The following is a 13848-nucleotide window of genomic DNA, read 5'->3' on the forward strand; positions in this document are numbered from 1 at the left end:
GCCTGGGCGCAGATAATGCGCATCACCATGCCTCTCTTGCGCAACGCTCCCCGCCTGGCCCGCCTGCTGCTGGCCTGCTTTGCGCTGTCGCTCGCGGTGGCCATGGCCGCGCCGCTGGTGCAGGCCCGGCCCATGGAACGCGTGTGCACTGCATCGGGCGATGAACGCTGGGTGGCGGCCGGCGGCAACCAGGTCGGCACCCTGCCCTATGAGGGCCACCAGTTCAGCTGCGCGCTGTGCCTGCCGCCCATGCTGCCCGGCGCGCAAGCGGCCACCCTTCCCCAGCCCCAGGGCCAGCCCTTCATGGCCCAGGCACTACGCGTGCGCATCGGCCATGTGCCGGCACTCAGCCGCGCCGCCTTTCCGCCACGCGCCCCGCCGGCGCCCGCGCCATCGCCTTGCAATCTTTCTGAGTGCGGCGGGGCCATCTGCGCCCCGCCCCGATGCGCGCATGGGCCGGGATGACCCGTCGCGCTCGCCCTCCACCGATCCAATCAAGAGACTTTTTATGAACTTCCAACCCATTGCCACCCGTATCACCCTCGCCGCCGCCCTGCTGCTGACCGGCTTCGCCCATGCCCAGGTCAGCGTGCAGGACGCCTGGGTGCGCGCCACCGTGCCGCAGCAAAAGGCCACCGGCGCCTTCATGCGCCTGACCGCTGCCCAGGACATGCGCCTAGTCGCCGCCAGCAGCCCCGTGGCCGGCATTACCGAGGTGCACGAGATGAAGATGGTGGACAACGTGATGAAGATGCGCGCCGTGCCGGCTCTGGATCTGCCGGCCGGCCAGGCCGTGGAGCTCAAGCCCGGCGGCTACCACATCATGCTGCTGGACCTGAAGCAGCCCGTGGCCCAGGGCGCCAGCGTGCCTCTGACCCTGGTCTTCGAGGGCAAGGACGGCCAGCGCCAGACCCAGGAGCTGCAGGCCCCCGTGCGCGCCCTGGGCGCCACGGCGGCACCCGCCATGGGGCATGGCAAGCACAGCGGGCACTGATATATTGATACTTTTATGGCTGTAGCGTTTTACCAATAAGCGCCTAAAGCTATAAAATATATAGCATCAAAGACACAGGCCGGACGCCTGCCGGCAGAGGCTTGACCCATAATCAAGCGCTTTTGCGTGCGGCCCGCTGCGCACGCCCTCCTCTGCCACCACCATGCCCCCTGACGCCCAACATCTCTGGCGCGGCCCGCGCTGGGCCCTGGCCATCCTGCTGGCATTGCTGGGCATGGTGGGGCCGTTCTCCATAGACACCTATCTGCCGGCCTTTCCGGCCATCAGCCAGGCGCTTGGCGCCACGCCGGTGCAGATGCAGCAAACGCTGTCGGCCTATCTGTTTGCCTTTGCCTTCATGGCGCTATTCCATGGCGCGCTGTCTGACAGCCTTGGCCGCCGGCCCGTGGTGCTGTGGGGGCTGGCGCTGTTCACGCTGGCCTCGGCCGGCTGCGCGCTGGCGCAGACCACGGGGCAGCTGGTGGCGTTCCGCGCGCTGCAGGGGCTGTCGGCGGGTGCCGGCATCGTAGTTTCGCGCGCGGTGATTCGCGACCTGTTCCCGCCGGCCCAGGCGCAGCAGGTGATGAGCCAGGTGACCATCTTCTTCGGTGTGGCGCCGGCGATCGCCCCCATCGTCGGCGGCTGGCTGTCGGTGCACCTGGGCTGGCACAGCGTGTTCTGGTTTCTGACCGGGGTGGGCGTGTTTCTGTGGCTGGCCAACTGGCGGCTGCTACCCGAGTCGCTGCCGCCCGAGGGTCGCCAGTCCATCCATCTGGGGCACCTGTTGCGCGGCTATTGGGAGCTGATTTCCAGCCCGCGCTTCATGCTGTTGGCACTGGCCAGCGGCGTTCCCTTCAATGGCATGTTTTTGTACGTGCTGTCGGCTCCGGCCTTTCTGGGCGACCTGCTGGGGCTGGCGCCACAGCAGTTCTTCTGGTTCTTTCTGTGCACCATCTCCGGCATCATGGGCGGCGCCTGGATGAGCGGGCGGCTGGCGGGCCGCATACCGCCCAAGCGCCAGATCCGCCACGGCTTCGTGATCATGCTGGCCATGGGGCTCTTGAACCTGGGCGCCAACCTGCTGTTCACGGCCCATGCTGCGTGGGCGATGTGGCCCATCGGCATCTTCTCGTTTGGCTGGGCGCTGATGGTGCCGGTGGTCACGCTGCTGGTGCTGGATCTGTTTCCGGCACGCCGCGGCATGGCGTCCTCGCTGCAGGCCTTTGTCGGCTCCACGGCCAACGGGCTGGTCGCAGGTGTGGTAGCGCCGCTGGTGATGCACTCCACGGCGCTACTGGCCACGGCCTCGCTGCTGATGATGTGCGTGGGCCTGGTGTCCTGGATCTACCTGCACCATCGCTGGCCCGAGATCGGGCGCACCGCCACGCATTCCTGAAACAGCTTCAGGCGTGGCGACGGTCGAGCCCCATGGCCGCGTAGTAGCGAGCCTTCTCGGCGTACATGGCCTGGTCGGCCTGGTGCGCGGCGGCCTCGATCTGATCGCCTGACATGGCCACGGCCACGCCCATGGACAGGCTCAGGGCCTGGCCCGGGTAGAACTGGTTGTTCAGCTCCTGCAGGCTGATGATGCGCTCCATCAGTGCCTGCGCGCCGCGCTCGTCGGTCATGGGCAGCAGTACGCAGAACTCGTCCCCGCCTATGCGCGCCGTGCATGCCGAGGCATCGACGGCCTTGGCCAGCACCTCGCCTGCGCGACGCAGCATGGCGTCGCCAGCGGCATGGCCATGCTCGTCGTTGATGGCCTTCAGGCCATTGAGATCGATGGCGATCACCGCCACCGGCCAGGGCCCCTTGCGCGTGAGCCGGTTGAGCTCCTCCACGTAGTAGGCGCGGTTGCGCAGGCCGGTGAGCACATCATGCTTGCCCAGGTATTCCAGATAGGCCTCGGCCTTCTTGCGCGCCGAGATGTCCACCATGGACAGCAGCACCATGCCCCAGTCGTGGCGGTGCTCCTGCAGCACGGCAAACTGCATGTGCAGATGCACCGGCTCGCCGATCAGGCTGTAGTTGACCGCCTCGCGCTGCTGGAACAGCTTGCCCTCCCACAGATCAAGCAGCTGCTCGCTGAACGAATCATGCATCTCGCCACGGAACACCTTGTCCAGGCCGGCCAGCAGGGTCTGCTTGTCGGGGGCGCCAAACATGCTCAGCGTGAGCTGGTTCACATCCAGCACACGGATCTCGCGCATGCAGCGCGAGACGAACTCTGGATGCACCTTCAGAAAGGTCTTCAGGTCGCTGATGCCCTGGGCACGCACCTCATCGAGCAGGGGCTTGACGGCGCTGAAATCCTCCACCCATAGCGACACGGGCGAATGCTCGAACAGGCCGCGCGCGTATTTCTCGCTGCGCTCCAGGCGCAGCCGTGCCTGCACGCGCTCGGTCACGTCCTCCAGCGACACCAGCACCCGGCTCCAGCAGCCCTCGTAGCCGGGCAGGATGCGCCCGCGGATGCGCACGTCCAGGCGCCGCCCGTCGAGCGCATAGTTCACCGTCTGGTTGGCATACTCGGGCACCCCGTCCCACAGCTGCGCGATCTCGGCAATGGCGCTCTCGAACATGTCGCCGCGAAACACCTGATCCAGCGAAGCCTCCAGCGTCGCCTGGTCGGGCGCGGCAAACAGCTCCAGCGTGCGCCGGTTCACGCGCAGCAGCCGGATGCTGGCGCCATAGGCGCGCACGCACTCGGGGTGCCGACGCAGATGCGGCACCACGTCCACCACGCCTGCGGCGCGCCACTGCTCGAACAGCCGGCGCACGGCGCTGTAGTCCTCCAGCCAGAGCGAGACAGGGGCGAGCTCGAACATATGCTCGAAATCGGTTGACGGGACAGGCAGCATGCACAACTCCAGATATCCAGGAATTATCGGCAGCGGCCGGCCGGTCTTGATGCAAAAAAGCCAGCCGCGTTGCCGGGGCTGGCTTGTCTCACGCTGCGGGCGGGCGGGCCGTCCGCCTGATCAACGATCGTTGCGGGCCGGGCGCTTGCGCGCCTCGTGCGGCGTGAAGGACTTGCCGGTGCCGCCATGGGGCTTGGCAAAGCCGCCCTTGCCAAAGCCCGGCTTGGCAAAGTCGCTCTTGCGGCCAAAGTCACCGCGCGGCGCACCGCCGTCGCCACGGCCATGGTGGTGGCCATGGGGGGCATGGGCATGGCGCGGGCCGTCATTGAAACGGGGGGCGTCGCCAAAACGAGACGTTTCACCAAAACGGGACGTTTCACCAAAACGGGACGTTTCACCAAACCCGCCCTTGCGGCCATAGCCGTCGCCGTCACGGCGAGCACCAAAGCCGCCACGATCGCCGCCAAAGCCGCCGCGCGGGCCGCGCTCGCCAAAGCCGCCGCGATCACCAAAACCGCCACGGTCGCCATGGCCACGGCCGGCGCCGCCAAAGCGCTGGTCGCGCCCACGGCCGCCGCCCTCGCGGCCACCACGGCCGGCAAAGTCGGGGCGGCCACCCTGGGGGAAGCGCTGTGTGGGCTCCAGGCCTTCCACCACCTCGGCCTTGAACTGCTGGCGGCTGTAGCCCTCGATGTCAAAGATCTTGCGGCGGTCGCGGAACTCGGCAAAGGTCACGGCCAGGCCGTCGCGGCCGGCGCGGCCGGTGCGGCCGATGCGGTGCGTGTAGTCCTCGGCCTTCATCGGCAAACCGAAATTGAAGACATGGGTGATGGTGGGCACGTCGATGCCGCGTGCGGCCACGTCGGTGGCCACCAGGATCTGCACCTGGCCATTGCGCAGCGCCATCAGGCGGCGGTTGCGCAGGCCCTGGCTCAGAGCGCCATGCAGCGCCACGGCGCTGAAGCCATCCTGCTGCAGGTCATTCGCCAGGCCGTCGCACTCCACCTGGGTGCTGGCAAACACGATGGCCTGGTCGATGGAAGCGTCGCGCAGCCAGTGGTCCAGGAGCTTCCTCTTGTGCTGGGCGTTGTCGGCCCAGAACAGCTTCTGCTGGATGTTGGAATGCTTCTCCTGCGGCGAGTCGATCTGGATCTTCTTCACGCTGGCGCCGCCATCGTGCATCACGCGCATGGCCAGCTGCTGGATGCGCGGCGCAAAGGTGGCGCTGAACATCATGGTCTGCTTGCGTTGGGCCGTCAGCTCATTGATCTCGGCCAGGTCGTCGGAGAAACCCAGATCCAGCATGCGATCGGCCTCGTCCACAACCAGGAACTGCACTTGGTCCAGCTTGATCTGCTGCGAGCGCTGCAGATCCAGCAGGCGGCCGGGCGTGGCCACCACCAGGTTGGCGTTCTGCAGCTTGGCGATCTGCATCTGGTAGGGCATGCCGCCCACCACGTTGGCGATGCGCAGGCCCTTGCAATGCTTGACCAGGTCGATGGCGTCATGCGCCACCTGCTGCGCCAGCTCGCGCGTGGGGCACAGCACCAGGGCGCCGGGCACGGCGGCCTTGAAGTTGCGCGCCTGCATGGGGTTCTTGCGCTTGGGGCGCTTGGGGGCCGCCTCGCCACGTGCCGCGGCCTCAAGAGCGGCGCGCTCATACTCGGCACGCTGCGCGGCCTCGGCCTCGGCCTGCTGGCGCAGCAGCGTGTGCAGCACGGGCAGCAGGAAGGCCGCGGTCTTGCCGCTGCCGGTCTGGCTGGAGACCATCAGGTCGATGAAGCGGCCGTCCTCGGCGCCGGCGCCCATGGCCAGGGGAATGGCCTTGTCCTGCACGGCCGTGGGCTGGGTGTAGCCCAGGTCGGCCACGGCCTGCACCAGCTCGGGCGCCAGGCCCAGCTGGACAAAGCCATTGGGCAGGGCTGCCTCGGGCGCTGCATTGGTCGCGGAAATAACGGATTCGGCAGGCGCGCACTCGCCCTGCAACAGAACTTGCTCAGTCATGATTTGCTCACACGAAGACGGCCGCAGGCGCTACCTGGGCAGGCTTCGCTCGATGGTTACAAAACATCAACCATCAAACGAAACCAAGGGCCGCAGCGGACGACCCGGGTGGGCATTGGTTGCAAGGCGCCGCGTGGCTGTCACGCTGGCGTGCAGTGCCCGGTGTGTGAAGGGAGATGCACAAAAAAATTGCACCGCGCTAGTAGCGGTGCAAGCGGTGAATTATGGCATGACCCGGGTTTTCCCGCAAGCGATGGTTTTGCAGGTCAAAGCTAACATGCATCAAGTCGATGCACTTGTGCACCTTGCAGGAGGACGCCATGCAGCTACCGCTGAACATCGTCGCCCACGGCAGCGAAAGCCTGCAACAGCAGATCACGCAGCAGATCCGCTGCCTGATTCATGACGGCCGCCTGGCGCCCGGTACGCGCATGCCTGCCACGCGCGAGCTGGCGAGCGACCTGGGCGTGTCGCGCAATACCGTGATTGGCGCCTTCCAGCGCCTGATTGCCGAGGGCTGCCTGGAATCGCGCGAGCCCGTGGGCACCTTTGTCGCACAGCGCATCATCGTCGATCGGGTAGCGCCGCCCGTAGTGACGGGCCAGGCCACCCCTCCTTTCACGTCAGCGGCGCGGCAAGACACCGGCATGCACCGGCCGCAACCGCGCCTGCGCCCGCCGCAACACTGGCAGCCACACCATGTCGCGCGCCCGCATGCGGGCCAGGTGGGGCTGGACTTCTGGGTTGGCAGACCGGACGCCAGGCTGTTTCCGCTGCGCAGCTGGGGCATGCTGCTTGCACGGGCGCTGCACAGCCAGCCACACCAGCTGTGCGAATACGGCGACCCGCAGGGCATGCTGGCGCTGCGCGAGGCCATCGCCAGCCATATTGGCGCCACGCGCGGCATTGCCACCGACGCCGGCCGCGTGCTCATCACCAACGGCATCCAGGAGGGCCTGAGCCTGCTGGCTCAACTGCTGATCGCCCCAGGCGTGGAGGTGGCCGTGGAAAACCCCTGCTACATGGGAGCCAGCCGCGTGTTTGCGGCGCATGGCGGGGTGCTGGCGGGCGTGCCGGTGGACGACCAGGGCATGCGCACGGATGCACTGCCGCGCAAGGCGGCGCTGGCCTATGTCACGCCCTCGCACCAGTATCCGCTTGGCGGCACGCTGCCGCTGGAGCGACGCGAGGCCCTGCTGGCCTGGGCGCGCAACTGCGGTGCCTATGTGCTGGAAGACGACTACGACAGCGACTTTTTCTACGACCGTGCGCCGCTGCTGGCTCTGAAAAGCCTGGATCACCATGACCAGGTGGTGTACCTGGGCACTTTCTCCAAGACCCTTGGCGCGGGCCTGCGCATTGGCTACATGGTGCTGCCGCACAGTCTGTGCCAGGCAGCAGTGAACGCCAAGGCCATGCTGAACAACAGCCAGTCCTGGCTGGAGCAGGCGGCGCTGGCAGCCTTCATGGCCGAGGGTGGCTATGAACATCATGTGCGCCGCCTGCGGCGCCTGTACGCGGATCGGCGCGACCACCTGCGCACGGCCCTGGGGCAATGGCTGCCAGACTGGCAGGTGCAGGGCGCGGGCAGCGGCATGCACCTGGTTGCCAGGGTGCCGCCAAATGCCGCACCGATTCATGAGCTGGAACGCGCGGCCCACGCCCAGGGGGTGGGCATCTATGGTGTCGAGCGCGGCAATGGTCAATTGCTGAACGTGGCAGCGGATCACCCCTGGCGACGCATCGTGCTGCTGGGCTATGCCTCGCTCGACGAGCCACAAATCAGCGATGCGCTGTTGAGGCTGAGGCAGGTTTTCCCCCATTCTTGAGCTCAGCCGAGCGGCCCACCACCTTGTCGAGCACCAGCCTGAGGTTGCTGCTGCCCAGCGCCACGCGCTCCAAACGGCCCTCTATGTCGCCCGCCTGGGCCACCGGGCTGCCCAGGCGCGAGATGCGGGCCACGATATCCACCTGGGAAAAGCTGGACAGCGCCCTGCCCTGCCCCATGGCACTGCTGTCATCGAGCTGGAAGGCCACGGGCCAGCCCCCGGCGCGGGTGCGCATGGCGGCGACCGGCATGGGCGGACCGCCGGGCGCGCGGGCAAAGATGAACAGGGTGTCGGTGGGGGCCACCCTGGCCGCAAGCTCGCTGGCCACCGTCACCGTGCCGCTGGTGCCCGCCTTGCTGGCGGGCGCCTGGTCCGCCACGCGCGCCATGACAGGTGCAGTGTCGGGATGGCCGGCCGGCAGGGCTGCCGGGGGCGGTGGAGCCTCGCCCCTGGCGCGCGCCAGCAGCACGCGCACGCGCTCAAGGTCTTGGGGGTCGGCCGCCACCAGCTGCTCCAGCCGGCTCCAGTGCTGGAGGGCGCCGTCCCGGTCGCCGGCCTGCAGGGCCGCAGCCCCGGCCAGCGCCAGGGCATTCAGGTTCTCGGCCTCGATGCGCAGGGCACGCGCCAGCAGATTCTGGGGCTGGCCGCTCAAATCGCGCTGCTGGGTCATGGCCACGGCATTGGCGTATTCAACCAGCAGGTTGGCGTCGTCAGGCCGCAGCTCGCTGGCCTTGGCGTAGGCCCGCACGGCCTCGGCGGCACGCCCTGCGGACAGCTGGGAACGCGCCAGCAGCATCCAGCCATCGGCATCGCCACCAGTGCTTTCCAGGCGCTGGGCCAGCGCCTGTACCGCTGCGTCCATTTGCCGTTCATGGACTGGAGGACTCTGCCCCGCCAGCATGAGTGCGCCGGGCTGGCCCACCACTAGGTACAGTGCAACCGCCATCAAAGGCAAGGCGATGCCCAAGCCCAGCGCGGCACCCCGGTTGGCGCCGCGGCTGCGCTCTTGCTGCTGCTGGCGCATGGCATCGGCCGCCAGTGCCTGGCGGCGCAGGGCATCGCCGCTGCGACCATGCTCCAGCGCGTCGATGCGGCCGGCCGCCAGATCCTCATCGAGCTCGCGCATGGCATCGGCCAACACGGTCAGGTTCGCGCCCGCGCCGGTGCCCGCAGCACGCGTGCGCAGCAGGGGCAAGACCACAAAGGCCAGGGCCAGTGCCAGCATGGCTGCCGCCAGCAGAACAAACCCGGTCATGTGTGCCACCTCCATCTCATCGCCGCGCCTCTTTCAATGCCACGCTGCCCCGGCCGCGCTCTGCGCGCACCACGGCGCCAGGTGGCGCCGGTTGCGCGGCAGCCAGCGCGCGTGGCCGGTAGCGGCGATCGAGCACGGCCCAAAAGCCCCCCAGGGCCATGAACCCACAGCCCCACCAGATCCAGGCGATGAAGGGCTTGTAGTACACGCGCACCACCCAGCGATTGCCGCCCAGGGACTCTCCCAGCGCCGCATACAGGTCGCGCGCCAGCCCGCTGTGGATGGCGGCCTCGGTCATGGGCGATGGATTGCGGCCGGCGGTATACAGGCGCCGCTCGGGTTGCAGCGTGGCCACGACCCTGTCGCCCCGCAGCACCTGCAGTGTGGCCACGTCGGCGAGGTAGTTGGGGCCCTGCTGGCGCCGCACACCATCAAAGCGGAATTCGTAGCCCGCCAGGGTGGTAGACAGGCCAGGCTCCATGGTCACGTCCCTTTCCTGCTCATAGCCCTTGACCAGGGTGACGCCGACGATGAACACCGCCAGGCCGCAGTGCGCCAGCAGCATGCCGTAGTAGCTGCGCGGCTGTTTGCGCAGGCGCTGCCAGAGCGAGTCACGGCCCACCGGGCGCAACTGCCGTATCAGGCTCAGTACGGTGGTGGCAAAAATCCAGAATGCAAAGAACAGGCCAAGTCCCACCAGTGCCGACCAACCGCCCATGAGCCAGGGCGCCAGCAGGGCCGAGGCAAGGCTCACCGCCAGCGCCCAGCGCAGCAGGCGTGCCAAATCCGGCACCTGGTCGCCGCCCCAGCGCGCGAGTGGCCCCACGCCCATGAGGAACAGCGCCGGTGCCATCAGCGGCACGAGGACGCTGTCGAAATACGGCGGCCCCACCGACAGCTTGCCCAGACCCAGCGCACCGAGCAGCAAGGGGTACAGCGTGCCCAGCAGCACGGCCGCGCAGGCCACGAGCAGCAGCAGGTTGTTCGCCAGCAGCATGGCTTCGCGCGACAGCAGGTCGAAGCGGCTGCCGCCGCCGACCAGCGGCGCACGCCAGGCAAACAGGATCAGTGAGCCGCCGATGACGATGATCAGAAAGCCCAGGATGTAGATGCCTCGCGATGGATCGGTGGCAAAGGCATGCACCGAGGTCAGCACGCCCGAGCGCACCAGGAAGGTGCCCAGCAGCGACAAGGCAAAGGCGATGATGGCCAGCAGCGCCGTCCACATGCGAAAGCCGCCGCGCTTTTCGGTCACCGCCAGCGAGTGCAGCAGGGCCGTGCTGACCAGCCAGGGCATGAGCGAGGCGTTTTCCACCGGATCCCAGAACCACCAGCCACCCCAGCCCAGCTCGTAGTAGGCCCAGGCGCTGCCCAGCGCTATGCCCAGCGTGAGAAAGCACCACGACACCGTGGCCCAGGGCCGCGACCAGCGCGCCCAGGCGGCGTCCAGCCGTCCCGCCAGCAGGGCAGAGATGGCAAAGGCAAACGCCACCACCGTGCCCACGTAACCCATGTAGAGCAGCGGCGGGTGAAAGATCAGGCCGGGATCCTGCAGCTGCGGATTCAGGTCCTGGCCGTCGGGCGCGGCCGGCAGCAGGCGGCTGAAGGGGTTGGAGGTGAACAGGATGAAGGCCAGAAAGCCCACGCTGATCAGCCCCATCACGCCCAGGATGCGGGCACGCGCAGGCTCGTCCAGGTGGCGCGAGAAGAACGACACCGCCACGCTCCAGCCGCCCAGAATCAGGGCCCACAGCAGGATGGAGCCCTCATGCCCGCCCCATACGCCGGCAATACGGTAAGGCAGGGGCAGGGCCGAGTTGGAATGCTGCACCACATACAGCACGGAAAAATCATTGCTCACGAAGGCATGGGTCAGGCAGGCGAAGGCCATCGCCACGAACAGGCATTGCCCGCGCGCCGCAGGGCGGGCAAAGGCCATCCAGTCGCCATTGCCACGCGCCGCGCCGACGAGCGGCAACACGCCCTGGGCCAGCGCCAGCACCAAGGCCAGCACCAGGGCAAACTGGCCCAGCTCGGCGCTCATGGGCGGGCCTGCGGCGCCAGCTCGTAGACCACGAAGCCGCCCACGCGGTACACCAGCGTGGCACCGGCCACATCCTGCTGGTCGTTGCCCATGAAGGGCAGCAGCCGGGCGGCCAGGGTCTTGCCCGAGGCCGCGTCGGTCAGCGCCACGGCGCGCACCGGGCTGTCCTTGTCCTGCAGCATGGCGTAGGCCGGGTAGCGGTTGTGATCCAGCCAGTCGTGGACGCGCCGCACCATGCCATGCACGTCGCTCAAGGCGCCGAGGTCGGTAAAGGCCACGCCCAGGCGGCGCGAATCCATCTGGCCGAGCAGGATGGCATCGCGCACATGCAGCACCAGCACGGCCGGCTTGCCGCCGGCGATGGCCTGCAACTCGGCCATGCCACTGGCCTCGTCCGAGAGCAGCGCATTGGCAAAGCGCTGGAACTGCACACGCTCTTCTCCTGCGTTGCCGGCCTTCCAGAACGCACGCTCTATCGACTCTATGTCCGCGCTCTGCGACCTCCAGCGCTGCGGCACAAAGAGGGGCAGGCCCAGATGTTTGCCAAAACGCACCGGCGTGCCGCCGAGCAACTGCAGCTGGCGCGAGGTGTCCCACCAGCCAAGCACCAGGCCGTCCTTGGGCATGTGGCGCTGCAGCACCTGTGCCAGCGCACTCACATCCTGTGCCGACGTACCCACGGTGAGAAAAGGATCATCAACCCGGGACTTCCACTTCAGCAGCACGGGGCCGGAAGATACTTCGGCCAACTCCAGCTCAGCCAGAGGCTGCTGGTCTGCCGCAATGATGCTGGCACGACGCACCACCACCTGCCGCTCGGCCAGGCTGGCCCAAGCGTCCAGCTCGCCCGCGGGAACGACGGCCCCGAGCTCGTAGTGGTAGCTTGCCGGACTGCTCACATGCTTCCAAGCAAAAAACCCTGCAACGCTTATCAGTAAAGCGCCAACAGCTATCGAAAACAAAGCAAATCTGCGCTTCCAATCGGCTTGTCGATGATGCGCCGGGAACGTGGCCTGGTCATGGGCATGTGCGGCCAGCATCACCGTGTCTCCCGTTCGGGCAGGGTGGTCGCATCGCTTGCCTGCCGCCCTGGGAGCCGACGGCGGCGGCGCACGGTGGAGGCACCGCCGACGACCAGGGTGCCGCCGAGCAGCGACAAGGCCAGGCTGGAGGTGAGCGGGTCGTCAGTCACGGCGGCCAGGACGGACTGGGGGCCATCGTCCGGGGAGCGGTTCAGGAACGAGGTCTTGGCGCGGCCGCTCTCCAGCTTGCGCAGGCGCTGCTCCATCCTGGCGTTCTCGCGCAGCACGGTGTCTTGCTCGTTGATGATGGTCTGGTCCTTGATCAGGTCGCTCCAGCCGTGCGAGTAGGTCCAGCCACCGGGGTTCACATGCTCCAGGCCTTTCATGTAGCGCGCCACATGCTGCTCCCACATCTCAGCAAAGGTGCGATCGGCCACGGTGGTCTGGTTATTGGTGGCAAAAAACAGTGACGAGAAGCCTCCGGGTTCGTCCTTCTCCGGGGCCCGCAAAGGCGTGCGGTTGGTCTTCTGCCCGACCAGCAGTTTGTCGTCGTAGAGCTTCTGCATCACCTTGCGCGACTGCTCGACCAGGCCGGTGCCAAGCTTGATGCCATCGTCCATCATGGTCAGATAGGTCTGGGCAAAGCGCGGCGCATGGCATTGGGAACAGGTCGCCGCCCAGGCGTCCTTGCGCTCCTTGAACCAGGGGTGCTCCAGGTTGTCGGCAATGCTCTTGAACGGCAGAAAGCCCCAGCGCACCTTGCGCACCACGTTGTGCGAGTACTGGCCCTTGTACTCAAAGTGGCAGGTCTGGCAGGTGGGCGCCGTGGCGCCGTTCTTGTGGCCCAGCTGGTCGGCCAGGCGGATGTTCCAGTCCCATTGGTTACCCAGCGTCTGATAGGCCGTGCCATGCTTGGAGTACATGTACTGCTCGAACTCGTTGTGATCCACGCCGTTGTGGCAGGTGGCGCAGGCCTCGGGCTTGCGTGACTCGACGGTGGAAAACTCGTGGCGCGTGTGGCAGTTGTCGCACTTGGTCTGGTTGGTATGGCACATGGTGCAGCTGGCGGCCACCGGGCCCTTGCCCTCGTTCATCAGCACGGCCCAGGTGGCGGTCTCCACGTTGGCGCGGTAATCCACGGTATGTGACGGGTGGCCCTGATCCCATTGCTTCTGCGGCCACACCAGGGTGTCACGCTCGGACTCGGCCTCGGCAAACTGGCGCACATGGCAAGAGCCGCACACGGCCCGGTCGGGCATGCGCAAGTCCTTCACGTGGTTGCCGCCCTTGGCGCCTATGCCCATGTGGCAGTCGGTGCACTGCACCTCCTTCAGCGGCTCGGTCTTGGCCAGCAGCCCCTGGCCGCGCAGGTTGTCCTCAACCTCGGCAATGATGTCCTTCTTGTAGGCACGCACGTCGGATGCCGGCAGCTGGCGGATGGCGTCGAGGTTGGCGTGCACGCTCTTTTCCCAGGACTTGACCCAGCCATGGGTGACACTGGTGTGGCAGCTCACGCACTGCTCGCGCGTGACGTCGATGTTCACGTCTGGTGGCTTGTAGAACAGGCTGGGCGCAAGGTACATGTCCATGGGAATAGGCTCCCAGTACCTGGCCAGCTTGCCCTTGTTCAGCTCGGCCTTGTAGCGCTTGGACAGGGCCTCGAACAATTCCTTGGGCGAGGCCTCGCGGCTCAGCTGCAGGGCCTGCAGCTGCTCGTCGGGCACCGAGTCCCAGATACGCGCCTGCGCCGGCAGGTGCGCAGCGAGCAGGGCCACTGCTGCAATGAGAAGAGACAGCCATCGTGTCAGCATCTGCAACCTCCAGTCCGCCATACAGCCA

10 protein-coding genes are annotated in these 13848 nt (G+C 67.2%); 4 read left to right on the forward strand and 6 right to left on the reverse strand.

Annotated features, from left to right (window positions below; genetic code table 11):
* The first annotated feature begins 27 nt into the window (after positions 1 to 27).
* The 3 genes from P4826_RS07635 (at position 28) to P4826_RS07645 (ending at position 2390) form a co-directional block, all read left to right on the forward strand.
* Positions 28 to 465, forward strand: coding sequence for a hypothetical protein (locus tag P4826_RS07635; protein WP_317703252.1), 438 nt, complete (start codon positions 28 to 30; stop codon positions 463 to 465).
* 43 nt (positions 466 to 508) lie between these two features.
* Positions 509 to 994 carry a copper chaperone PCu(A)C gene (locus tag P4826_RS07640; protein WP_317703253.1) on the forward strand — a complete coding sequence of 162 codons (486 nt, stop codon included), beginning with the start codon at positions 509 to 511 and terminating at the stop codon, positions 992 to 994.
* Positions 995 to 1157: 163 nt separating this feature from the next.
* The gene (locus tag P4826_RS07645) at positions 1158 to 2390 is read left to right on the forward strand and encodes a multidrug effflux MFS transporter (RefSeq protein ID WP_317703254.1); all 1233 of its coding nucleotides are present in this window, start codon (positions 1158 to 1160) and stop codon (positions 2388 to 2390) included.
* A 7-nt stretch (positions 2391 to 2397) separates the two neighbouring features.
* On the opposite strand, the gene P4826_RS07650 is transcribed toward P4826_RS07645, so the two are convergent.
* On the reverse strand, positions 2398 to 3855 hold the full coding sequence (locus P4826_RS07650; protein WP_317703255.1) for a sensor domain-containing diguanylate cyclase: 1458 nt from the start codon (positions 3853 to 3855) through the stop codon (positions 2398 to 2400).
* Positions 3856 to 3975: 120 nt separating this feature from the next.
* Complete coding sequence (locus tag P4826_RS07655; RefSeq protein WP_317703256.1) at positions 3976 to 5859, reverse strand: DEAD/DEAH box helicase; 1884 nt, start codon at positions 5857 to 5859, stop codon at positions 3976 to 3978.
* 320 nt (positions 5860 to 6179) lie between these two features.
* Here P4826_RS07655 and pdxR point away from each other — a divergent pair, with 320 nt between their 5' ends.
* Complete coding sequence (pdxR, locus tag P4826_RS07660) at positions 6180 to 7688, forward strand: MocR-like pyridoxine biosynthesis transcription factor PdxR (RefSeq protein ID WP_317703257.1); 1509 nt, start codon at positions 6180 to 6182, stop codon at positions 7686 to 7688.
* Here the strand turns inward: pdxR and ccmI are convergent.
* The 4 genes from ccmI to P4826_RS07680 all read right to left on the reverse strand — a co-directional run bounded on the left by ccmI (position 7642) and on the right by P4826_RS07680 (position 13784).
* A complete protein-coding gene (ccmI, locus tag P4826_RS07665) occupies positions 7642 to 8943 on the reverse strand; it encodes a c-type cytochrome biogenesis protein CcmI (RefSeq protein ID WP_317703258.1) in 1302 nt (433 codons plus the stop codon). The genes pdxR and ccmI overlap by 47 nt on opposite strands.
* Positions 8944 to 8959: 16 nt before the next feature.
* The gene (locus tag P4826_RS07670) at positions 8960 to 10987 is read right to left on the reverse strand and encodes a heme lyase CcmF/NrfE family subunit (RefSeq protein ID WP_317703259.1); all 2028 of its coding nucleotides are present in this window, start codon (positions 10985 to 10987) and stop codon (positions 8960 to 8962) included.
* Positions 10984 to 11886, reverse strand: a complete 903-nt coding sequence (gene haoB / locus P4826_RS07675; RefSeq protein WP_317703260.1) for a hydroxylamine oxidation protein HaoB — start codon at positions 11884 to 11886, stop codon at positions 10984 to 10986. Before haoB ends, P4826_RS07670 begins: the two co-directional genes overlap by 4 nt.
* A gap of 140 nt (positions 11887 to 12026) precedes the next feature.
* Entirely contained in the window at positions 12027 to 13784 is a 1758-nt protein-coding gene (locus P4826_RS07680; protein WP_317703261.1) for a multiheme c-type cytochrome, read from the reverse strand.
* Positions 13785 to 13848 lie beyond the last annotated feature (64 nt).

It is taken from the genome of Diaphorobacter limosus, assembly GCF_033100095.1.
Lineage (GTDB): Bacteria > Pseudomonadota > Gammaproteobacteria > Burkholderiales > Burkholderiaceae_C > Alicycliphilus > Alicycliphilus limosus.

What these genes read in the sequence shown, in the direction of transcription:
- P4826_RS07670 (WP_317703259.1), bottom strand. Translation starts at nt 10,987, where the DNA reads ATGAGCGCCGAGCTGGGCCAGTTTGCCCTGGTGCTGGCCTTGGTGCTG.
- P4826_RS07655 (WP_317703256.1), bottom strand. Translation starts at nt 5,859, where the DNA reads ATGACTGAGCAAGTTCTGTTGCAGGGCGAGTGCGCGCCTGCCGAATCC.
- P4826_RS07650 (WP_317703255.1), bottom strand. Translation starts at nt 3,855, where the DNA reads ATGCTGCCTGTCCCGTCAACCGATTTCGAGCATATGTTCGAGCTCGCC.
- pdxR (WP_317703257.1), top strand. Translation starts at nt 6,180, where the DNA reads ATGCAGCTACCGCTGAACATCGTCGCCCACGGCAGCGAAAGCCTGCAA.
- P4826_RS07645 (WP_317703254.1), top strand. Translation starts at nt 1,158, where the DNA reads ATGCCCCCTGACGCCCAACATCTCTGGCGCGGCCCGCGCTGGGCCCTG.
- P4826_RS07635 (WP_317703252.1), top strand. Translation starts at nt 28, where the DNA reads ATGCCTCTCTTGCGCAACGCTCCCCGCCTGGCCCGCCTGCTGCTGGCC.
- P4826_RS07640 (WP_317703253.1), top strand. Translation starts at nt 509, where the DNA reads ATGAACTTCCAACCCATTGCCACCCGTATCACCCTCGCCGCCGCCCTG.
- ccmI (WP_317703258.1), bottom strand. Translation starts at nt 8,943, where the DNA reads ATGACCGGGTTTGTTCTGCTGGCGGCAGCCATGCTGGCACTGGCCCTG.